We start from the raw sequence: 21,181 nt of genomic DNA on the forward strand, positions 1-21,181 counted from the left end.
TAACGAGGGGCTTGGCAGGGGTTTATCAGCCTTTGCCCCGGGTTTTGTTGCGAAAGGGTGCGGCGTTCTCCTCCACAAACTTCACGATTTCGCCGGCAATGTTTTTACGGCTGGCCATCTCGATGCCTTCCAGTCCGGGTGAGGAATTCACCTCCATGACCAGCGGCCCGCGGCTGGAGCGCAGCAGGTCGACCCCGGCCACGTTCAGGCCCATGATCTGCGCAGCTTTGACGGCGGTGGCCCGCTCAGTGGGGGTGAGACGGGTAAGCTCGGCTGAGCCGCCCCGGTGCAGGTTGGAGCGGAACTCGCCGTTGGCGGCGGTGCGTTGCATGGCGGCGACCACTTTCTTGCCAATGACCAGGCAACGAACATCGGAGCCGCCGGCCTCTTTGATAAATTCCTGTACCAGGAAGTCGGCCTTGAGCTCGCGGAAGGCGTCGATGACCGACTCAGCCGCTTTGGCGGTTTCGGCCAGTACCACCCCTCTACCCTGGGTACCTTCAAGGAGTTTCACCACTACTGGCGCACCGCCAACCAGCTTGATCAATTCTTTCGTGTTGTGAACATCATGGGCAAAACTGGTGACCGGCATGCCCACGTTCTTGCGTGATAGCAATTGCAGCGCGCGCAGTTTATCCCGGGAGCGACCGAGGGCGACGGATTCAGTGAGGCTGTAGGTGCCCACCATTTCAAACTGGCGAATGACGGCCAGACCGTAAGTGGTGATGGAGGCGCCAATGCGGGGAATGATGGCGTCGAAGTCTTCCAGTTTCTCACCCTTGTACCAGATATCCGGTTCGTGGGAGCTGAGTTCCATGTAGCACTTGAGGGTGTCGAGGACCCTGACTTCGTGGCCCCGCTCTTTGCAGGCTTCTACCAGGCGGCGAGTGGAGTACAGGCGGCTATTGCGCGACAGAATTGCGATTTTCATAGTGAAAAACTCGTTTTATTCAGGTTTGCGGCTGACGCAGTAGGAACGGCTGGGGTCGACCAGAAAGCGGCCCTTCATGGCCGTGCGACCCACCAGCATTCGGAACAGCATATCGCTGCGATCGGCTAGGGTGATTTCTATGGGGAAGCTATCCTGCCCGAGGCTAAGCGCGGTTTCAATCACATAACGCATGCTCCGGTGACCGCCGGAGTCGGTGACCTGACGGTAGTCTTTGACGGGGGCCTGACACTGGACGACCAGGGATTTGTCGTGCTGGTGGGGGTGGACCTTAAAGCGCACCCACTTTTCGCCATCCCGATCAATGGCTTGGATATCAAAGGCGTGCAGGCTGGAACTGCGTGCCCCGGTATCTACCTTGGCTTTGATGATGTCGATGCCGAGGTCGGGTAGCGATAGCCACTCCCGCCAACCCAATGTATTCAGCGCCAAGCAAACCTCCCGTTGATTGCCCAAAGTTACCGTCACTCTAGCATAGTTAAATGAGATGACAGGGCATAGCGATTTGGCACTGCAGACCGTTCAGGCGGCAGCAAGCACAATGGGCTAGTCTTGATTCGGGCTGGGGGCGGTGTGTTAGAGCCAGTGTCAGGGCTGCGGCACTCCCCTGAACCTTTATGGTCATAGTGGGGCATTCGGTACCGTAACGCCGCAATGGGCGGTTCAAACAATTTTAAGGGGTTTTTGCTATGGCATCTCTAAAACGCAATCTGATTCTGGTGGTCCTGGCGTGGCTGCCTGCGCTTGGCTTTGCCGACGCCCTGCCAGAGGGCCCTCACCTAGTGGTGTCTGCCGAGGGTGAGGTGGAAGCCGCGCCCGATATTGCGATGCTGAGTTTGCAGGTTTCCGAGACGCGGGATACCGCTGAGGCGGCGAAACAGGAAGTGGATGGTCGCACCCAGCGGGTGCTCAACGCCGCGAAAGAGCAGGGCATTGCCGACGAAAATATTCGCGCCTCCCAGATTCGGGTGTACCCGGATTACGAGTGGGATGACGGCAAGCGGCTGCTGCGGGGTCAGCGTGTTGAACGGAGCATTGAGCTCAAACTAACCGATCTGAGTCGCTACGGCGCCCTGCTCGACAGCCTGGTGCTCGCCGGTATTACCGAGATTGGCAGCGTCAATCTGGCGATCTCCAATCGTGATGAATTGGTGGAGCAGGCCCTGCAGCAGGCCATTGCCAAGGCCACAGCCAAAGCTGAGGTGCTGGCCGAAGGCTTTGGCCGCAAAGTGGCCGGGGTCTATCACGTGGATGAAACCGGCGGCGCGGTGGTGGTAGCCGAGCGAGCTCACTTAATGATGGATGCCAAAGCCGGTGCTCAGGCCCCCGTGCTGTTCGGCAAGCAGTCCGTGACCGCCAATTTGAAGGTGGTATTCTTGTTGAAGTAACAAATCAGGCGGGCGGGCTCAGGCCCGCCGTTGAATGGCAACTGACTCGCACGGGTGTCACGGCGGCAGGCCAAACGTGACAGGCAAAAGCAGTAGGCAAAAAAAAGCACCCGAAAATCGAGTGCCAAGCGGGGGTGCTACTATGGAGACGCTTAATCACTGGCTCATTCAGTGATAGCTGGGTTCATATTAGGGCGAGTGTGCTGTTGTGGGTATGCGTACTTACCCCTACTGTGACGTAGCGGGGTCCGGGCGCTGGTGCCACGGGCAGAATGTCGCCGGTGCCGTGCTCTAGCAGTGTGGTGAAGAGGGAAGAACTTGGACGAATATCAACAATTAATCAGTGTCATTTCCCTCACCATGGGTGTGGCGTGGGCCAGTGGTCTAAATCTCTACGCGGCGATTCTGGTGCTTGGCCTGGGCGGTTCCACCGGTGGTATCGACCTGCCGGAAAACCTGCAGATTGTGCAAGACCCGGCGGTAATGCTGGCGGCGGGCTTGATGTTTGCCGTTGAGTTTTTTGCCGACAAAGTGCCTGGTGTCGATACCGGGTGGGACGCCCTGCATACCTTTATTCGTATACCTGCCGGCGCGCTGTTGGCGGCCAACTCAGTGGGGGATGTCAGCCCGGCACTGCAGCTGGCCGCGGGTATCGCCGGTGGTTCGGTGACCTCGGTTACCCATGCGGCCAAGGCCAGCACGCGGGTACTGATCAATACCTCGCCGGAGCCGGTGTCCAATTGGGCGGCCTCCATCAGCGAGGATCTGGCCGTGTTGGGCGGCTTGTGGGTGGCGCTGAATCACCCGCTGCTGTTCCTCGCGCTGTTTATTGTTTTCTTGCTGGCGCTGATTTGGCTGCTGCCCAAACTGTGGCGCGGTATTGCCCGCATTTTCCGCAAGATCGCCCAATGGCTGGGGCTGAGTCGGCAAGTTGAAGAAGAGGTCCTCGATGGGGCCGCCCCCGCGGGTGAGGAAATGGTCGACACCCTGCAAAAACTGCAATCAATGCGGGATAAGGGCAGTCTCACTGAAGTTGAGTTTCAGCAGGCCAAGGCGAAGATTCTCGGCAATCCTCCGGCATCGGAGTAAATTGCCGGGAATTGGCTCGGGTAGGTAGCCTTTTATCGCCCGCTAAGGCACATTAGTTGCAATGCATTCCCTTGTTGCGAATTGTTGCGCTATTGCTCAGGAGCCCTCTGGCCAGCCCCATGTTGTTTCGCCCCACTCTGACTCGCTCAAATCTGAAGCCCGTTGCCGCGCTGTGTCTGTGTGCCTCGCTGCTGACGCTCGCCACCCCTGCCGACGCGGGTCTGATTGCCAATGTACTGCGCGCGACGGGGGTCGATAGCGTATTGCAGTCCCTTTCCCGGGCAACCGGTATTGCTCTCGAAGCGCCGGTGGCCTCACTGGATTCACTGGCCTCTGAGCTGGCGCCGGGCGCAACGCTGCCTGCTCTGCTGCTGACGCCGGAGCAATCCCAGCAGCTGGCCATGATGGATCTGTCTGAAGATGAATTTCGCCGGCTGCAGGCCTTCGCCAACGCCGCACCTGTGGCTGTGGCGGTCAGTTTGGGTGGCAATGATCAACCCGCTGTCACTGAAAACGAGGCACTTGATCCCCGTTATCAGGGCGGGCGAATTCAAAATGAGCGGAATCAATGCGCGGATAGCGATAATGATGGCGTGTGCGACGAGGATGATCAGTGCCTGAAAACCCCGGCGGGAGCCTGGGTGATCGGTAACGGCTGCCATATCGAGGGGCCCGTCCGGCTGCGGTTTGATCCGCTGGTGTTCCGCCCCGCGAGTGCGGAGCTGAGCGAGGCAGCCCAGTATGAGCTGACGCAGGTGGTCGCTGCCATGAATCGACATCCCAGCTATCAGCTGGCCGTGGTGGGCTACACCGATGCGTCGGGTGACCGTGGTGAAAACAAGCGGTTGTCTCAGGACAGGGCAAAAGCCACCCGGGATTTTTTGGTGGCCCAGGGGCTGTCGCCAACGCGCTTGCGGGTTGCCGGTCTGGGCGAAGCCCGTCCCCGAGGCGACAATTCCACCGAGGTCGGGCGGGCCAAAAACCGCCGGGTGGAGTTGATTATCATCGAGTCTGATCGCGCATCGGGCGCCTCGCCCACAAACCCTCAATAATCGGTAAATAAGCCCGCTTTCCCATGCGAGAAAGGCCTACTACAAGGAGTCAACATGGCAATTGATTTGCCACCGGTCATGCCACCCCAATTGGCGAGCCAGCAGGAAATCAATCAGAGTGGTCAGATGGGGGGCGCCGTTCAGCGTCGGACCATTGATGGTGTCGAGGTGCAGGTGGTGGGTAATACTCTGCTCTCTGCCGCGCAGGTACAGGCGGTACTCGATGAAGCCAAAGTGCCCTCTGAGGCAATTACAGAACTGAGCCATCGGTATTACAGTGCGGGCCATCTATTGGTGAGTCTGCGTTATTTTCGCAGTGGCAACACGGTGACGGTGCTGGTCAGCCAGAGCCAGATAAAGGGCTTGCGCGGTGACCCCGGCATTACCGGGCATTTTGATTCGTTGGTGGGCGACCCGGACCTCACCTTAGCGGAGTTTGATCGTGCCCGGGTATTGGCAGATCTGAAGTCGACTCGCAGCGGCGTGGACTATGTGATCAGCTATGAGCAGCATTTTGATGACCAGGTGATCCTCAATTTTCAGCCCCGCCCCCAGGCCGACTATCGCCCGGGCCAGTTCACGGCTGAGGCGAGTAACCGCGGCAGCCGGTTTTTGGGTCGCTACTTCGGCTCGGTTGGCTGGCGTCAGCAGTTCACCAATGGCACCGAGGCCAACCTCGTCGCTGAGGCGGCATTCCCCGACCTGGGGGAGGCCGGTGATGGTGAGGAATATCATCAGTTTGTCCTGGGTGTCGATCACCCCTTCATCTTTGGCTTGTTCGGTGTGGAGGCAAGCTACCTGACCTATGAGCGCCAACCCCGGGTGAGCGTGGATGACGCGCCCTTGGGAGGTCTATGCTTGCCGCCGTTAATTAGCTGTGAGCCGGGCACGGTCACCGCCCAACTGGATGCGGAGATCAGCCAATTGGCCCTGCGCGGTGAGCAGGTGCTGTACAGCAATCCGGTTGAGCGGCTCAATGTCTTTCAGCGGCTGGAGCACATCGATTCAGAGCTGGATTTGGGTAGCGGCGGCGTGTTGCTCGATGAGTCTTACCAGGTGATGACCTTGGGGCTGCGTTACTCTTCCCGGGCGGACCCTCTGGACCGACCGGAGTCCTTTAGTGCTGAGCTGGGTGTGAGCGCCGGCATTGGCGATGATGACGGGACCTTTTCCACGGATACCGGCAGTGGGGTAAGTATCGGCAAACGCTCAGGAGAGTTTGTGCTGCTGCGGCCGGCCCTGGCCTATCGCCGGGAGTTTGCGTCCCAATGGCAGCTCCGGGGCAATCTCTCTGCCCAGTTCAGTGATGATACCCAGTTGCCCCAACAGCAGCAGTGGGTGCTTGGCGGTATGGATGCCCTGGCGGCCTATCTGCCGGGGGTGCTGGTGGGGGATAACGGTGTTTTTGCCAGGCTGAGCCTTAGTCGCGAGCAGCAATGGCTGGGTTTCGACTGGCACCCGGGATGGTTTGTTGAGCTCGGTACCAGCGAGTTTGCCGATGCCAGCGGCGGCTTTGCCGAGCAGCAAAGCTTGGCCGACATGGGGGTTTCGCTCAAACTGAGTTTGCCCAAGGGCTTTGAAACCGAGGTGATTGCGGCAACGTCGCTGCATGAAGATGTGGTGGACGACCGTCGGCGGGAACAGCTGGAGGCCGATTTCTTCTGGCGCCTGCGCTGGACTTACTGAGCGGGCTGGCCGTCCGTTTGCACGGCGGCCTCAATCCAGATCGCGCTGCTCTGCCTGCTGCAGCATTTTTTCCAGCACTTGATCGAGGGCCGTCAGCTCTTTCTCACTGAGACCGCCGACCTGTTGTTTGTGCAGTGCCATAATGCCCTCCATCGCCAGCTCGACCAGGGATTTACCGGCATCGGTCAGGGCCACTAACAGGCTGCGGCCATCATTGGGGTTTGGCGGGCGGCTGATTAATCCCCGTTCCTGCAAACGGTAAAGGACCTTGGTGAGCCCGCCGGAGCTGATCAACAGCGCCCGGCATAGCTCGGTCGGACTCACAATATGAGGGGCTGTCTGACGCCGCAGGGCGGCCAGCACGTCGAATTCGGCGGACAGCAGGTTGGCGTCCTGCAGGGTTTTCGCCGCCTCCCGGTGAATAAGGTCGCTGAGTCGCACCAGGCGCAGCAGAGCGGGATTGGCAACGGCATAGACTTCCGGCCAGTTGTCGCGTTGTTGCTGGCGCAGCTCTTCTATGCTGATTCGGCGATCGTCCAAGGGGTATCCTCCAAATGGTTACGGCGGGATTTTATCTTGCTGGAAAGATAAAATCCATCTATAGTTGCTGACCTTGCATGCCGTTTTTTCAGGTCAGTTCCTATGCCCTCAACCCGCCTGGCCGCCACCCTGGCCCTGGTTTTTGCGCTCTCTCCGCTGGCGATCGACCTCTATTTGCCCACCTTTCCAGCCATTGCTGTTACGTTGGCTGTGCCCATTCAGGATGTGGCCATCACTATCAGCGTTTATATCCTGGGCCTGAGCGTTGGCCAGTTTGTTGGCGGACCGGTGAGTGACTATCGGGGGCGTCGGCCGGTGTTGTTTTTTGGTCTGCTGGTATTTTGCATTGCCAGCCTGTCGCTGGCGGTGACGACTTCCATCGAAATGTTTTGGCTGTCCCGGTTTGTCCAGGCCTTTGGCGGCGGCTGCGCCTCAGTGGTGGTACCCGCGATGATTCGCGATCGCACCGAGGGGCAGGAAACGGCCAAACTTTTTGCCTTGATTGCCCTGATCACCATTATTGCACCGGGCATCGCACCGGCCCTTGGAACCTTAATTTACAGCCTCAGCGGCTGGCGGGCGGTCTTTTTTGTGCTGGCCTTTTATGCCGCCCTGGTGTGCCTGATTACCTGGCGCTATTTACATGTGGTGCCCCGGGCCAAGGTTCAAGCCCAGGGCAATCTGTTGAGCCGCTATCGCTATGTCTTGAGTAATCCGCTGGCACTGCGCTACCTGTTTACCCAGGGGCTGACCTTTGGCGTGATGATGACCTTTCTGGCCAACGCGTCACTGGTTTACATGAATCATTACGGGGTCAGTGAAGCAAGCTTTTCCGTACTGTTTGCCTGCAATATTGGTGCAATGGCGGTGATCAATCGGATCAACAATTTCCTGTTAAATCGGATTCCGGCTGCTCAGGTGCTGGTAATCTTTTTGTCTTTGCAAAGCGCAGCGGCGGTGCTGCTGCTAGTGTTAACCGCCCAAGCACCGCCGCTGTGGGTGGTGGTGCCGCTGGTGATGATCACCGTGGGCGCCCTGGGCGGCATTATGGGCAATACCCAGGCCTGTATGCTGCAATTCTTCCCCCAGCACAGTGGAATTGCAGCAGCTCTGCTGGGCAGTGGTCAGTATCTGATTGCCGCGATTGTCAGCGGGCTATCTACCCTGTTTGTCAGCGATCTGATGTGGCCCATGACCTGTACGATGGCCGCCGCCGCGCTGCTGGCCCTGTTGCTGGTACCCTCGGCGAGGGGCTTTGCCCGGCGGGCCGGGCAGGTCAGCACGTAGTGTGACCAGGCCTTAATACTCGCGACACATATCCAGCCAGCGCAGGATGCCTTCGCTGAGGTATTTCTGACGGTGAAGAATGAAGTAGAAGTAGCGCCGAAAATCCCGCCCGGGCGCCCGCAGCGGAATCAGCCGGCCACTGTCGAAGGCGCTTTGCAGGGAGACTCTCGACAGGCAGCCGATACCGAGCCCGGTTTCTACCGCCCGTTTAATGGCCTCGGTGTGCTGCAGCTCCAGACGAATATCCAAATCGGGCAGCAGGTCGTACATTGCCCGGTCAAAGGCCTGCCGGGTGCCGGAGCCGCTTTCCCGCAGAATCCACTCGGCAGCCAGTAAATCCTTTTGGCTGAGCTTGTCGCGCTTGGCCAGCGGGTGGCTTGGGCTGCAGAAAATCTGCAGCTCATCCTCTCGCCAGCGGCTGACGTTGAGGTCTGGGTGTTGCAGTTCGCCTTCAATCAAGCCGACGTCGAGATCGAAATTGAGCACCTGCTGGCTGATGCGGGCGGTGTTGGCAACATGCAAGTTGACCCTTGCTGAGGGGTACTGACTCATAAAGCGGGCGGTGATATCCACGGCAACGTAGTTACCGATGGTGAGGGTGGCCCCCACTTTGAGCTCGCCAATTTTGTCGTGTTGGCGAAATCCCTGTTCGAGGGCGATCGCCTGTTCCAGCAGGGATTCCGCTTGCGGGCGAAGGGCCCGGCCCAATTCGTTGAGCTGTAGGCGTTTGCCAACGCGGTCAAACAGCTGGATGGAAAACTGCTGCTCAAGATCTTTGAGAGCACTGGAGGCTGCAGACTGGGACATGGAGAGCAGCTCCGCCGCCCGGGTGATGTTTTCGGTGTGGGCCGCGGCCAGAAACACTTCCAGTTGTCGGAGGGTGTAGTGCATATCTGCAAATCCGATTATTTTGATCGAAATAACTCGTTTTGCCGATAGGATAGTTTGCCCGTAGAGTAATGGCAAGTCAGCGATTCAGTGCCTGCGAGCACTTATGGAGTTTGTGCAATGAGCAATATTATGCGTGAGCGGGTGATCAGCGTGCACCATTGGAATGACACGCTGTTCAGTTTCAAAACCAGCCGCGATCCGTCCTTCCGCTTTGAGAACGGTCACTTCACCATGATCGGTCTGGAGCAGGAAAACCGGCCGCTGATGCGAGCCTACAGTATCGTTAGCGCGAACTATGAGGAGCAGCTGGAGTTCTTTTCTATCAAAGTGCCCGACGGCCCATTGACCTCCAAGTTGCAGAATATCCAGGTCGGCGACGAGATCCTGGTAAGCCGCAAGCCAACCGGCACCCTGACGATTGATAACATTTTGCCGGGGCGCAACCTGTACCTGCTGGCCACCGGGACCGGCCTGGCGCCCTTTATGAGCATTATCAAAGATCCGGAAGTTTATGAGCGGTTCGACAAGATTGTGCTGACCCACGGTGTGCGCTATGAAAACGAGCTGGCCTACCAGGAGTTTATTCGTGAGCATTTGCCCAACCACGAGTACTTTGGCGAGGCGGTGCGAGAAAAGCTGATCTACTACCCGACCGTGACCCGGGAGGCCTATATTAATCAGGGTCGCCTGACAGACCTGATCAGCAGTGGCAAGCTGATGGCCGATATTGGGCTGCCCGCGCTGAACCCTGAGCATGACCGTTTTCTGTTGTGCGGCAGCCCGGCGATGTTGAAGGACAGCTGTGAGCTGCTGAACAATGCGGGGTTTCGTGAGACGCGCAAAGGCGTTTACGGTGAGTACGCCATCGAGCGGGCGTTTGTCGAACACTAGCGAGCTTGCCTGCAAGGGGGATGTTTTACTCCTCACGGCGAGACCTTGGCGGAGCGGCGCAGTAGCGCTCGCTCCGTTTTTGCTTATTGGCGCAGAGTAAAAGGGGTTGGGGGAGTGGAGTCTGTCGAATAGCCTTGATAACGTAGTGGGTCGTTGATTAACGCATTCTGGTCCACAATGCTTAAAGGCATCTCCTATTCCATCTTGCTGCTGATTGTTGTCGGCAGTGTTTATTTCAAGTTTGGTGCCATGCCCGAACCGCTGCCGAAGGGTTCGGAAAGTGCCCAGTGGTTGGCGCCTGGCCCCGAAAAAATCAGTTATTTTGATATTACGCTGGTGGATGACACCCGCGAGACGGCTGCCAATGGCGATTTCTCCGGCAGCGACAAGCGTCGCCTCAAAACCCGAATCTGGCATCCCCAGCAACTGGATATTGCCCGGCCGTTGATCGTGTATGCCCACGGATTTATGTCAAATCGCTGGGGCGGCAGTTACCTGGCCGAGCTGCTCGCCAGTCACGGCTATGTGGTGGTGTCTGCCGATTTCCCGCTCACCCATTTCGGCGCACCCGGTGGCGCGGCAGTGGCGGGTGTGGTGCAGCAACCCGGTGATGTCAGCTTTCTGCTCGATCAGGTGATCAGCTGGAGCCAGCAGGAGGGGAATCAATTTTTTGGTGCCATTGATGAGCGCCGGATTGGTCTGGTGGGCTTTTCTCTTGGCGGCTTAACGGCAACGCTGGCCGCCTTTCACCCGGCGATGGCCGACCCCCGTCTGAGCAGAGTAGCGTCAATTGCAGGGCCCAGTGAAGGTTTTGATAAAGCGTTTTTCTCCCAGCGCCAGGTTCCCTTCATGATGATCGCGTCGCCGGACGATGCCATGATCGCCTATGATCGCAATGCCAAATCGCTGCCCGAGCGTCTGCCCGGCGCGGTGTTGGTGAGTATTGATGGCGCGTCGCATACTGGCTTCACGGCGTTGAGTCGCCACTTCCGCTGGTTAGATAACCCCGATTGGCTTGGCTGCAGTCAGCTGCGGGATGCGCTGTCTGAGCCGGTTAATCAACACTGGTGGCAGGCCCTCGGGCCCTTGGGTGAACAGTTGGCCTTTGAGCCTGGCGGCTTGTGCCAGCAGCAGGTGCTGCCCAAAGTGATGAATCCAGTGCGTCAGCAATGGCTGACCGCGGTGGCTGTGCTGGCGTTTTTTGACGCCGATTTTTCCTTGAGTATTGCGCGCCAGCAGGAGGCCCGCCAGTTTTTGCGGGAAGGGCTGGCGGCGGAGAATCCGGAAATCAGCGTCGAGGTGGAGTGAACGTATCCGGGTGATAAAGCACCCTGCCAATGTTTGGCATAATTTCCGCTTTGTGCGCGATCGCTGTCGGTAGCGCCCGCGCTTGGTTATATTGCGAACGAAACAAGGTGTGTTTTTGGGCCATCCTGGGCTTCTACAACGATAATGTAAAAGGGACGTAATCGATGACAATCGCATTCTGGTGTGTGTTCGTAGCCTGCCTGCTGCCGGTCATGACAGCCTGGGTAAGCGGCTGGTTTCGTCATCGTCAGTTTGGCGGGATCGACAATCGCCACCCTCGCCAGCAATGTGCCCGCTTAGAAGGGCCGGGTGCCCGTTCGGTGGCGGCCCAGCAAAATGCCTGGGAGGCCTTGGCGGTGTTCACCGCAGCGGTGCTAGTGGCCGATGCGGTTGGTGTGGCGCAACACAAAATGGATATCGCCGCATTGGTGTTTATTGCGGCGCGGGTGGTCTACCCGGTGTTTTATATTGCCGATCTGCACGTGCTGCGTTCATTGACCTTTATGGTGGGCTTCTTCGCCAGCCTGTCACTATTCATTATGGCGGCCTGATGGTGCGCAAACTCGCTTTCACCCTCGCACTGGGACTCAATGCCTCTCTTCTCTTGGCGCAGGATGCGCCGGCGAGTACGCCGGGCGAATTAAAGGCGCAGATGGAGGCCTTTCTGGACGAAGTGGCGCAGCCCGACGATGGCGGTCTGCTGCGCGCCGAGAAAATTCGAGAGGCCAATCTCGATAGCTTTCCCCGGGGCGGGCCGGATGCATTAGCGGGGGTGGATGATTGGTGGCTGTCTAACGGCAAAGTGTGCGCGGCAGTGAGCGGCTTGGGTCACGATGGCGGCATTGTCGGCGGCGGTGGCACCCTGGTGGATCTTTACCATTGCGACCAGGCCAACGATCAGTGGACCTACGCCAATATGTTGACGGGACTCGCCAAAGAGACCGCCATCATCACCCAGCGCATTTCTGCGCAAATCTCCGACGGTGTTGCCGAGATCGTTGCCGTCGGTGAGGATCAGGGGCTGCGGCAAACGGTGAGCTATCGCCTGCGAGAAGACAGCATGGCGCTGGAGATCGAGGTTCGCGTGCGCCGCATTGGTCCGGGGCGGGCCTTGCGAATGAGCGGCCTGTTCACGCTGTATTCTCAGCGCAGTCTGACGCCGTTTTCCCTGTCGAGCTACAACCCGGAAGCCACTCTCGGCTTTCAGCACCCGGCCATTGATCGCAGCAGTATCAGTTCACTTATCAACGGACTCAAAGCCAGCGACTGGAACATTCTGGTGGGGTCTCATCACTACGATTCGGCAATCAGTTACGGTGTGCAACTGCGCTCCGCGAGTCTGATCAAACCCAATGGCAGTCGTCTTGCCTTGCCACGGTTCCTGGCTGTGTTTCCCGACTATAGCCTGCATGGTTGGATGAGTCGGCCGCTTTGGATAAACAGCGAAAAGCTCAACTGGATGTCGATGTTGCAGAACCAGCTCATGGACCTGGAGCAGGATGAGCAGTTGGTTGCCGAGTTTCAGATCGTGATTGGCGATCGCGCCGAGGTGGCGGCGATTACCGATACGATGTTTAAGGGGCCGAGTCTGCGAGGTTACAGCAATCATCCGGGTGCCAGCTTCGCCGTTTGGGATCAGCATGATCGTCCGGTCACCCAGATGCGGGTCGATCGTGAGGGCGGGTTCAACATTCGCCTACCCAAAGGAACCAATCGAGTTCGCCTGCAGGCTACTGCTCCTTGGGGCGAATCACTGTCGCGCGAGTTGAACATCAGTGATGAGCGCAATGACAGTGGTCGTTGGTTGTTTAATGAGCGGGGGCAGTTACAGCTGCCTCGGGGTTTGGCAATGAGCCTGACCTTTTTCGGCATTGGCGATACCCCGGCGCCTGATTTTGGTGATGATTTGCTGGGGTTCACCGAAAACGGCAAGCACGTGCATGGCTCGCGAAACAGCAATCGGGTTGATCTCGCCGGCGTCGATAGTGACCCGGTGCTGGTGGACTTGCCGCCGGGTCAGTACCGGGTGATTAGTAGTCGGGGGTTTGAATACGAAACTCAGGAATACCTGCTGACCATCATTCCGGGTATGACCAGCGTGCTGCCGATCATCGCGCCAAAACGAATCTGGCAGGGAGAGGATTGGGTCAGTGCCGATTTGCATGTGCACAGCGGCGCCAGTTTTGATAGCACCTTGCCCTTTGATGAGCGCCTGCGGAGCTTTGTTGCTCAGGGTGCAGAGGTGCTGGTGGCCAGTGAGCACAATCGCATTGTGGATTACAGTGATGTGCCGGAAAAAATGGGGCTGGCAGAAGCGGTGCAGGTGATTGTGGGCACTGAGTTGACCGGGCTGGCGCGCAGCGAAGCGGCGCCGTTCACCATTGGTCACAGCAACGTGTTCCCTGTTCGGGCGCAGCCTCAGCAGTATGCTGGCGGAATTGTGCCGGTGGAAAATCAGCGCCTGCGCAGTGTGATTGCCAGCGCCAAGCAGGCGTGGCCCGCGGCGCTGTTCCAGCTCAATCATCCACGTGCGCGATCTGAGCTCGATGCCGACTTGGCCTTTTTTGATCACTTGTCGGTGGGTCAGAACTACGACCCCGAGCAGTTGCTGGTGGCCGATGTAAATCGCAGCTTGCTCGAGGTCGATCCCGCCAGCGGGCTGCGAGATATCGATTTTGATGTCATTGAAGTGCTCAATGGGGCGGAGGTCGATGCCTACTCGCAGCTGCGCAAAGACTGGTTTTCATTGTTGAATCAAGGGGCGGTGCGCACGGCGACCGGCAACAGCGATGCCCATGGTTTGGGGCAGGTCGTTGCCGCACCCAGAAACTATATATACCTGCCAAAGCGCAGCGGGTTGCCGGTAGCGGAGCAGGCCCTCACCCAGGCGCTGCTGGAAGGCCGCAGCTACTTTAGCAGCGGTCCGTTGCTCGACGTGGTGCTCAAGTCCGAGGATGGCCGACAAGCCCGGCTGGGGGAGCGCCTGCAAGCCAACCGGGCGGAGTTGCATGTGCAGGTTGAGGCTGCCTCCTGGGTGCCGGTTTCCCGGCTGAAAATATGGGTGAATGGCGAGCTTTACCGCGAGGCCTCTGTCAGCGCCGGCAGTCATGCGGCCGTCGAGGTGATCGTGGAAAAGGATGCCTACGTAGTGGTGGAGGTGGTTGGCGAGCCAGGTGGCGTATATGCGCAACTGCTACCGGGGCTCAAGCCGATGGCTTTGACCAACCCCATCTTTATGGATGCAGATGGTGACGGTAAGTGGTCACCCGTGCAGCCGCTTCAGAGAAGCGCAAAACAAGGGAAATAATACCACCCCATTAAGCCTTGCCTTGGTGCAACTGATACGGCTTATTTGGGTCTGAAGCAAAGTTGGCGACGCAGGCGCTGCCAGATTTGCTGTGATCAGTGTTATGTTTGTTAAGCTGGCGTTATGTCACCTACTACTAGAGTGGCAAAAAATCAAAACCGTGAAGGGGGTTTCACATGAAAGCATTGCAAGCTAGCCGTTGGACGGCTGTGTTGGCGGCAGTCGTATTCTCGGCAGCCTGTTCTATTGATCCGTACACTGGTGAGCAGAAGACCAGTAACACTGCCAAAGGCGCCGGCTGGGGTGCTCTGGGTGGTGCGGTGCTGGGTGCCGCGGTATCGGACAAGGACCATCGTGAGCAGGGCGCCATTATCGGTGCGGTAACCGGTGCAGCTGCTGGTGGCGGCTACGGTTACTACATGGATCGTCAGGAAGCTAAATTGCGTGCGCGCCTGGAAGGTACTGGTGTGGGTGTGCAGCGTGTCGGCGATACCATCAAGCTGATTATGCCCGGCAACATTACCTTTGACACTGGCAGCTCTGCGATCAAAGGCGGTTTTACCTCAGTGCTCGATAGCGTGGTTCTGGTCGCCAAGGAATTTGACAAGACGCTGATGCAAATCAATGGTTACACCGACTCGACAGGTAGCTTCCAAACTAACCAGAAGCTGTCTGAAGATCGTGCCAACAGCGTGGGCCGTTACTTCATGAATCAGGGTCTGCCTGCGGCGCGTATTCGCACCACTGGCTACGGTCCCCGCGATCCGATTGCGGACAACAGCACTGCAAGCGGTCGTGAGCAAAACCGTCGTGTTGAAATCGAGATGCTGCCCACCAACAAATAAGGTTGGGTTACTCCAGGGGCCGCCTAGCGCGGCCCCGTTCATGACTTTCCTCCACGCTCACTCTTCTGGAGAGCGACCTTGAAAATCGTACTATCTCTTTTTGCCGCGCTGTTGCTGAGCGCTTGCGCTGCACTCAATCCCATTGAAAAGCCAGATGTTGCCATCACCAGCATCAACATTGGGCCGTCTAATGGCTTGCAGCAGCAATTGCTGGTGGGCTTGCAGCTGGATAACCCCAATGACTTTGCTCTGAATTTAGGTCGGCTGCGGTATTCGATCAGCCTGGCGGGTAATTCGTTGGCGGGTGGCCGCTTCAATGAGGCGGTGGTGCTTCCGGCCAATGATCGGGCCAACATTGTGGTGCCTGTGGACGTTAACTTACTTAACGGTCTGGGGTTGATCCGCAGCATCATGTCCACCACCGGCGACATGGAATACAAGCTCAGCCTGACGGCGGCGGTGGCGAATTTCGGCTTGGGCGATATTACCGTCAATAAGGTCGGCAATATTGGATTGGGTGTGCCGACCGCTAAGTAGCCGCGGTCGGCTGGTCAGGGCGCTGGTGGCCTCGGCTCAGGCTGATTGAGCTGCCCTGGCCGACATGAGCTCGGACAGGCTGTCGTGCAAGGCGCACAGCTGTTGAGTCAGCTTGTGAGACGGCGCCATGTAAATCAGCGGCGTTTGGCGGCTGCGCGATTCCTTCATTTTGACTGAACTGCTCAGGTATTGATCAAAGACCGGCAGGCCCTCGTCGAGCATCTCAGCGATCAATTGCTGGGGTAAATTGGCTTGGGTCTGGAACTGGTTGACCACAATGCCGTCGAGCCCCAGCTCTGGATTGTGATCCTCACGAATTTCCTCAACGGTTTCCAGCAGGCCTACCAGGGCAACCTTGGAAAAGCTGTCGCAATCAAAAGGAATGACCAGGGTGTCGGCGGCAATCAAGGCGGAGCGGCTGTAGAAATTGAGCGCTGGGGGCGTATCAATATAAATATGCTCGTACTCTTTCTGCAGTTTGTTCAACGCATCGCGCAGCTTGTAGATTTTGTGACGAGACTCCAGCTCGCGCTCGATCACCGCCAGCTCCGGATTGGAGGGCATCACGTAAAGGTTGTCGAACTCGGTTTGGTAGATGAAGTCCGAGGCTTCCTTGGCCTTGCCAAACAAGGACAGCTTTTGTTTGAAGAAGTCCGCTGCGTTGTCCTCGAGTTCGCGAAATTGCTCGCCCAACAGGTATTCACTGCTGTTGCCCTGGATATCCAGGTCAATGACCAAGGTTTTGTATCCCTTCCAGGCGCTGATTGCCGCCAAATTGCAGGTGATGCTGGTTTTGCCCACCCCACCCTTTTGGTTGAAGATAACCCGTTTCATTGATCTGCCCTATTTTTGTCGTGGTGTTTTCAATTATGTTGTCGTGGTGTGGCTGAATCAGCCCGGCCAGTTGCCGCCGCCATAGGTTGCGGACCCTCAGGATGCTAGCAGCTCTCATGCCAAGCTGCTATCACCCCCGGCGTAAAGCTCCTTCGATTCTGAGTCGAAGGTGGTCTGGTCGAATTGGCGGCGGAAAAAATGCGACCCTCGGGGGTATACTGGTGGGCGTTTTTTGGGAGGTAATGCAATGTATACCGGAATCGTCGCTGGCGCCTTTCCGATCAGTCGTCTTGAGCGCAAGCCGGGTTTGCTGAGTTTTGCGGTGGCGCTGTCGCCGGCGCTGCGCGAGGACTTGGCTATCGGGGCCAGTGTTGGCCTGGATGGCGTATGTATGACGGTGACTCAGGTGGAGGGCGACCAGGTTGCTTTCGACGCCATGCAGCAAACCCTGTCGCTGACAACGTTGGGAGGGCTGCGGGAAGGGGATCTTGTTAATGTGGAGCGCTCGGCAAAGCAGGGGGCGGAAATCGGTGGCCACTTGATTTCCGGTCATATTGACGCCACCGGTGAGCTTCGCGAACGGGTCGTCAGCGAGAATAACCTGTCGCTGGTGTTTTCCGTGCCCCAGTCGCTGCTGAAATACTGTTTCACTAAAGGCTTTATTGGGCTGCACGGTTGCAGTCTGACGCTGGCCGATGTGGACAAAGCCGCTGCGACGCTAACCGTTTGCCTGATACCCGAAACCCTGCGCCGTACCAACCTCGGGCACCTCAAGGAGGGCGATCGGGTCAACCTGGAGGTGGATCGCCAAACCCAGGTGATTGTCGATACCGTTGAGCGGGTTTTGGCGGAGCGCCTGCCGGGGTAGTGGTCGGTTAGATTTTGCCGGGGGGCTTGTGTCGTCGCGTGGCAAGAGGTAAAATGGTGGCATTGCTAGCGGTGTTGCATAAGGCGACTTCCATATGGAAACCCCAACTTCTCTGAGTGCGCGATTGCTGGAATTGCAGCGAAAGCACCGCGCTCTCGACGAGGAGATCAGCGAACTTTCCCTCAATCCTTATCAGAATCAATTGCTCTTGCGGCGCTTAAAAAAGGAAAAGCTGCGACTGAAAGACAATATTTCCTGGTTGAAGAATGCGCTGATTCCAGATTTAGATGCCTGATTGGCGCCAATGATGTGTGAGATATATCTCACACGCCGTGTCCTACATTGCTGCTACTACGTACTTTTGCTTAGTCCATAATGATTCGGGTCAGGAAGACCTAGGCATACAATGGATTGTGTGCGACATGGGATGTCTTAAATTTAAAAGCCGGAGCCTAGTGCTCCGGCTTTTTTATGCCTTACACTTTTGCTCCCGCCGCTGCTGATACCCGCCCGCATGGATAACAAAGACCGCAACTTTGATGGCCTCAGTCGCCGTTTTCGGGACAATATTTATCGACGTCCGAAGGGCCAATTACGCCTGGATTTATGTTGGCGCGAGTTGAATACGCAGCTGCCACACCTGGAAGGGGCGTCGTTGCAGGTGTGGGATGCCGGGGGTGGGCTCGGGCAAATGAGCGCGCGTCTTGCTGGTTTGGGGCATAACGTGTTGTACAGCGATATCTCGCAGGAAATGCTAGCGGCATTTGTTGAAGAGCAGTCGGCGGGGGAGTTGCGAAATATTGAAGCGCGTCAGGGAGCCATCCAGGAAATGGCGAGCTTGCCGGAGATGGCGGGTCGCTTTGATCTGATTGTTTGCCATGCGGTACTGGAGTGGGTGGAGGATCAGCCTGGGCTAGTGCAGGCGCTGGCCAGGTGCTTGCAACCGGAAGGCTACCTTTCGCTGATGTTCTACAACCTCAATACCTTGGTGTTGAGCAATATCACCAAAGGCAATCTTTATAAGTTGCGCGATGAGGATTTTGCCGGGCATCCCGGCGGCTTAACCCCGAGCCATCCTTGTCGGCCCCATCAGGTGGAGACGTGGTTAGCGGCGGGCGATCTAGAGGTGGTCGCCCGGCGAGGGATTCGTCTGGTGTACGATTTAATGCCTCGGGCGATTCGAGATGCCCGTAGCCTAGAAGATGTGGCGGCATTGGAGTGGCAGTACGGCGATCAGGAGCCTTTCTGGGCTTTGGGGCGGTACGTGCATTTGCTTTGCCGACCCTCGGTCAAGCGGGGCCGCCCAGCGCGTTAGGGCGCTGGGCGGCAGTGTGGGGCGGGCTTATACCAGGCTGATCAGGCAGGCAACCAGGGCAGCGGTAACACCCAGTAACAGGCTGTATTTTGCGGCCAACTCCGCAAATGCGTCGGTATTTTCCACGTATTGTTGCAGTTTCTCTTGTGACATCTTGCACCTCCATGGGTGTCTGCTGAGCTTGTGTTCAGTATATCGATGCAATGTGTTACGTAAAGTTACATTTGAGAAAGGTTTGGCTGCGTTGTTCTGGCGGTTAAATCCGTGCGATTTGAAATAATGCTTAAAAAACAACAAGATATTTTTTTTGATGTGCAATAAAAAGCCTCTCTAGCGCAACGCTGGAGAGGCTTTTTATTAACTTATGGTAACAATTTGGCTGGCGGTGTTACCTGGGGTGCTTACTCGCTGCCCTGGGGTAGCGGGCTGAGGGGGAGGCGCCGGGTGTCGGCGACCACCGTGCGCTTGCCGAGGCTCTCGGTAATGTAGTCCATCACCCGTTCGGCGGTGTGGCGGTAGCTGGTCAGCTTGCCGCCGTAGACTGCAATCAATGAGGCCTTTTTCGGGTCGTCACAGAGAAAGAACGTGTCCCGATCCCGCTTGTTCGCCAATTCTGACGATTTTGGTAGTACCCGCAAGCCGGCCCAGGCCTCTAGTACCGTTGCATCGTCGTTTTTGAAGAAGTGGCCAAAGGTGGCCTGCAGGTAGCTAATTTCTTCTGTGCTGGGGGTGACGTTGTCGGCGCCTTCCTCATGGATGACTTCGGTGGTGCCGATCAGCGCCTTGTCGCCCCAGGGCATGGCAAACACGGCGCGGCCGTCTCGGGGCGATTCCATGTAGTACACACCCTGGCTGAGGGTTTTGTTGACCAGAATGTGGCTGCCGCGCACCAGATCGATTGAACGTGGGGCGGTATCAGTTTCGATCCGATGGCCGATGTCGTTGACCCACGGGCCGCCGGCATTGACCAGACACTTGCAGTCGCAGTGAATGTGACCGTCGAGGGTGCGGATGGTGAGGCGGTAGCCGTTGGCGGTTTTGCGGGCTTCCATCAGCTCGGCACTGGCCAGGGTAGTGACCCCCATCTCCTGGGCGGAGCGAATCACCGCTTCCGTCAGGAGTTTGTCATTGGTTTGCCCATCCCAGTACTGAAAGACCGCTTGCAGGTCGTTGGTGCTGATACCATCGAGCTGGTCCCATTCGGATTTTGGCACGCTGCGAAAGCGGGCCAGTTGGCCGCCGCCGCTGAGCAGATAGTAGAGCGTCAAACCGGCGCGAATCTGCCAGGGGCGACGGCTGGTATCTTTATAGATTGGGATAAAAAATTTGACTGGCTTGACCAGGTCGGGCGCGTTTTTGAGCAGGCGCGCGCGCTCTTGCAGGCTGTGATACACCAGCGGTATCTGCCCGGTTTCCAGATAGCGAAGGCCACCGTGGATAAGCTTGCTGGAGCGCTGGGAGGTGCCTGCGGCCCAGTGGTGGCGCTCAAAAATAGTGACTTTGTAGCCAGCGGCGGCAGCGGCCTGGGCAATGCCTGCCCCCTGAACACCACCGCCAATGACGGCGACTTCGGTTTCAATATGCTGCTCAGACAAGGTTGAACTCCTGTAGTAGTTCTCCAATCAGATAGGTTTCTACGGCGGCAGCGCCCCTTTGGAACCAGTGTTCGGCCTGTAAGCGGCTGCCAATTTCGTAGACAACGATGGGCCAGGGAAGGCTCCGCAGGTCGGCGTCGAGGGGGATGCAATTGCGGTCGCAAAACACCACTTCTGCCGCCATTTTGCTCAGCGAAGCCAACTGCCAGTCGGGCCAGTAATCAAATACCGCGCCGACACGCTGCCAGCCGGACTGCCTGGCCATGACCAGCGCTTCCAGCTCAAAGCTGATCAGCACGCAGCGCTCTGCTACTGGTTCCAGTGTTGAGCATACGGCGTTGAGCATGGCTGCTTCGCCAAAATGATGCAGGCTCTCGCCTTTCAGCTCGACATAGGCCGTCACCGAGGGAAACTCGTGCAACAGTGATACCAAATCCCGCAAATGGCAGAGCGGATTTCCGGTGAAGCGGTCGCCAAACCGAATCGCCTCACTGGCAGAAAAGCCCGCCAGAGTGCTGGCATCATAGTCCCAGATCAGGCCCTCCCGCTGGCACAGCCGATCAAGGCTGGCATCGTGAAACACAAAGGGCTCTCCATCTGCGCTGAGTTGCACGTCCAGTTCAATATTGGCGGCGCCGGCCAAAATGGCCTGGCGCAATGCAATAAGTGTGTTTTCTGGATAGTGCTGACGCCAGCCGCGGTGAGCGACAAAATTTGTGGCGAGCATGGGGAGTCCAATGTTTGATGTCGAGGTTACTGTAGACCGGATGATCGGCCGCTAAAAGTGAGGTGGTTGGGA

General features: G+C 57.7%; 22 protein-coding genes. 14 read left to right on the forward strand and 8 right to left on the reverse strand.

The window, feature by feature from the left end; all coding sequences use genetic code 11:
* Positions 1-25: 25 nt before the first annotated feature.
* Positions 26-931, reverse strand: a complete 906-nt coding sequence (gene rimK, locus NCG89_RS10550; RefSeq protein ID WP_251086495.1) for a 30S ribosomal protein S6--L-glutamate ligase — start codon at positions 929-931, stop codon at positions 26-28.
* A 15-nt stretch (positions 932-946) separates the two neighbouring features.
* On the reverse strand, positions 947-1,381 hold the full coding sequence (locus NCG89_RS10555; RefSeq protein WP_251086496.1) for an ATP-dependent zinc protease family protein: 435 nt from the start codon (positions 1,379-1,381) through the stop codon (positions 947-949).
* 257 nt (positions 1,382-1,638) lie between these two features.
* On the opposite strand from NCG89_RS10555, the gene NCG89_RS10560 reads away from it, so the two are divergent.
* The 4 genes from NCG89_RS10560 to NCG89_RS10575 all read left to right on the forward strand — a co-directional run bounded on the left by NCG89_RS10560 (position 1,639) and on the right by NCG89_RS10575 (position 6,164).
* Complete coding sequence (locus tag NCG89_RS10560; protein ID WP_251086497.1) at positions 1,639-2,337, forward strand: SIMPL domain-containing protein; 699 nt, start codon at positions 1,639-1,641, stop codon at positions 2,335-2,337.
* 318 nt (positions 2,338-2,655) lie between these two features.
* Complete coding sequence (locus NCG89_RS10565) at positions 2,656-3,426, forward strand: DUF4126 family protein (RefSeq protein ID WP_251086498.1); 771 nt, start codon at positions 2,656-2,658, stop codon at positions 3,424-3,426.
* 119 nt (positions 3,427-3,545) lie between these two features.
* On the forward strand, positions 3,546-4,478 hold the full coding sequence (locus tag NCG89_RS10570; protein ID WP_251086499.1) for an OmpA family protein: 933 nt from the start codon (positions 3,546-3,548) through the stop codon (positions 4,476-4,478).
* Positions 4,479-4,532: 54 nt separating this feature from the next.
* A complete protein-coding gene (locus NCG89_RS10575) occupies positions 4,533-6,164 on the forward strand; it encodes a ShlB/FhaC/HecB family hemolysin secretion/activation protein (protein WP_251086500.1) in 1,632 nt (543 codons plus the stop codon).
* Between the two features lie 30 nt (positions 6,165-6,194).
* On the opposite strand, the gene NCG89_RS10580 is transcribed toward NCG89_RS10575, so the two are convergent.
* On the reverse strand, positions 6,195-6,704 hold the full coding sequence (locus tag NCG89_RS10580) for a MarR family winged helix-turn-helix transcriptional regulator (protein ID WP_251086501.1): 510 nt from the start codon (positions 6,702-6,704) through the stop codon (positions 6,195-6,197).
* A gap of 102 nt (positions 6,705-6,806) precedes the next feature.
* On the opposite strand from NCG89_RS10580, the gene NCG89_RS10585 reads away from it, so the two are divergent.
* Entirely contained in the window at positions 6,807-7,991 is a 1,185-nt protein-coding gene (locus tag NCG89_RS10585; protein ID WP_251086502.1) for a multidrug effflux MFS transporter, read from the forward strand.
* Positions 7,992-8,003: 12 nt separating this feature from the next.
* On the opposite strand, the gene NCG89_RS10590 is transcribed toward NCG89_RS10585, so the two are convergent.
* On the reverse strand, positions 8,004-8,882 hold the full coding sequence (locus NCG89_RS10590; protein WP_251086503.1) for a LysR family transcriptional regulator: 879 nt from the start codon (positions 8,880-8,882) through the stop codon (positions 8,004-8,006).
* 117 nt (positions 8,883-8,999) lie between these two features.
* Between NCG89_RS10590 and NCG89_RS10595 the strand changes: the two genes are divergently transcribed.
* The 6 genes from NCG89_RS10595 (at position 9,000) to NCG89_RS10620 (ending at position 15,770) form a co-directional block, all read left to right on the forward strand.
* Positions 9,000-9,773, forward strand: a complete 774-nt coding sequence (locus NCG89_RS10595) for a ferredoxin--NADP reductase (RefSeq protein WP_251086504.1) — start codon at positions 9,000-9,002, stop codon at positions 9,771-9,773.
* A gap of 177 nt (positions 9,774-9,950) precedes the next feature.
* The gene (locus NCG89_RS10600; RefSeq protein WP_251086505.1) at positions 9,951-11,081 is read left to right on the forward strand and encodes an alpha/beta hydrolase family protein; all 1,131 of its coding nucleotides are present in this window, start codon (positions 9,951-9,953) and stop codon (positions 11,079-11,081) included.
* Between the two features lie 164 nt (positions 11,082-11,245).
* Complete coding sequence (locus NCG89_RS10605; protein ID WP_251086506.1) at positions 11,246-11,632, forward strand: MAPEG family protein; 387 nt, start codon at positions 11,246-11,248, stop codon at positions 11,630-11,632.
* Complete coding sequence (locus NCG89_RS10610; RefSeq protein ID WP_251086507.1) at positions 11,632-14,388, forward strand: CehA/McbA family metallohydrolase; 2,757 nt, start codon at positions 11,632-11,634, stop codon at positions 14,386-14,388. Before NCG89_RS10605 ends, NCG89_RS10610 begins: the two co-directional genes overlap by 1 nt.
* Positions 14,389-14,564: 176 nt before the next feature.
* Positions 14,565-15,233, forward strand: coding sequence for a YiaD family glycine zipper/OmpA-like lipoprotein (locus NCG89_RS10615; RefSeq protein ID WP_251086508.1), 669 nt, complete (start codon positions 14,565-14,567; stop codon positions 15,231-15,233).
* Positions 15,234-15,311: 78 nt separating this feature from the next.
* Entirely contained in the window at positions 15,312-15,770 is a 459-nt protein-coding gene (locus NCG89_RS10620; RefSeq protein WP_251086509.1) for an LEA/WHy family protein, read from the forward strand.
* 36 nt (positions 15,771-15,806) lie between these two features.
* On the opposite strand, the gene NCG89_RS10625 is transcribed toward NCG89_RS10620, so the two are convergent.
* On the reverse strand, positions 15,807-16,604 hold the full coding sequence (locus tag NCG89_RS10625; RefSeq protein ID WP_251086510.1) for a ParA family protein: 798 nt from the start codon (positions 16,602-16,604) through the stop codon (positions 15,807-15,809).
* Positions 16,605-16,851: 247 nt separating this feature from the next.
* On the opposite strand from NCG89_RS10625, the gene NCG89_RS10630 reads away from it, so the two are divergent.
* The 3 genes from NCG89_RS10630 to NCG89_RS10640 all read left to right on the forward strand — a co-directional run bounded on the left by NCG89_RS10630 (position 16,852) and on the right by NCG89_RS10640 (position 18,787).
* Entirely contained in the window at positions 16,852-17,472 is a 621-nt protein-coding gene (locus NCG89_RS10630; protein ID WP_251086511.1) for a riboflavin synthase subunit alpha, read from the forward strand.
* 94 nt (positions 17,473-17,566) lie between these two features.
* Entirely contained in the window at positions 17,567-17,767 is a 201-nt protein-coding gene (locus tag NCG89_RS10635) for a YdcH family protein (protein WP_251086512.1), read from the forward strand.
* Positions 17,768-17,986: 219 nt separating this feature from the next.
* Entirely contained in the window at positions 17,987-18,787 is an 801-nt protein-coding gene (locus tag NCG89_RS10640) for a methyltransferase domain-containing protein (RefSeq protein WP_251086513.1), read from the forward strand.
* 27 nt (positions 18,788-18,814) lie between these two features.
* Here NCG89_RS10640 and NCG89_RS16885 read toward each other — a convergent pair whose 3' ends face one another.
* The 3 genes from NCG89_RS16885 to NCG89_RS10650 form a co-directional block, all read right to left on the reverse strand.
* The gene (locus NCG89_RS16885; protein ID WP_285236376.1) at positions 18,815-18,940 is read right to left on the reverse strand and encodes a hypothetical protein; all 126 of its coding nucleotides are present in this window, start codon (positions 18,938-18,940) and stop codon (positions 18,815-18,817) included.
* Positions 18,941-19,188: 248 nt separating this feature from the next.
* Positions 19,189-20,382 (reverse strand): glycerol-3-phosphate dehydrogenase/oxidase, encoded by a 1,194-nt coding sequence (locus NCG89_RS10645; protein ID WP_251086514.1) that lies wholly within the window; start codon positions 20,380-20,382, stop codon positions 19,189-19,191.
* The gene (locus NCG89_RS10650; RefSeq protein WP_251086515.1) at positions 20,375-21,109 is read right to left on the reverse strand and encodes a glycerophosphodiester phosphodiesterase family protein; all 735 of its coding nucleotides are present in this window, start codon (positions 21,107-21,109) and stop codon (positions 20,375-20,377) included. The genes NCG89_RS10645 and NCG89_RS10650 overlap by 8 nt, the downstream gene beginning before the upstream one ends.
* Positions 21,110-21,181 lie beyond the last annotated feature (72 nt).

Source organism: Spongiibacter taiwanensis (assembly GCF_023702635.1).
Taxonomy (GTDB): Bacteria; Pseudomonadota; Gammaproteobacteria; order Pseudomonadales; family Spongiibacteraceae; genus Spongiibacter; species Spongiibacter taiwanensis.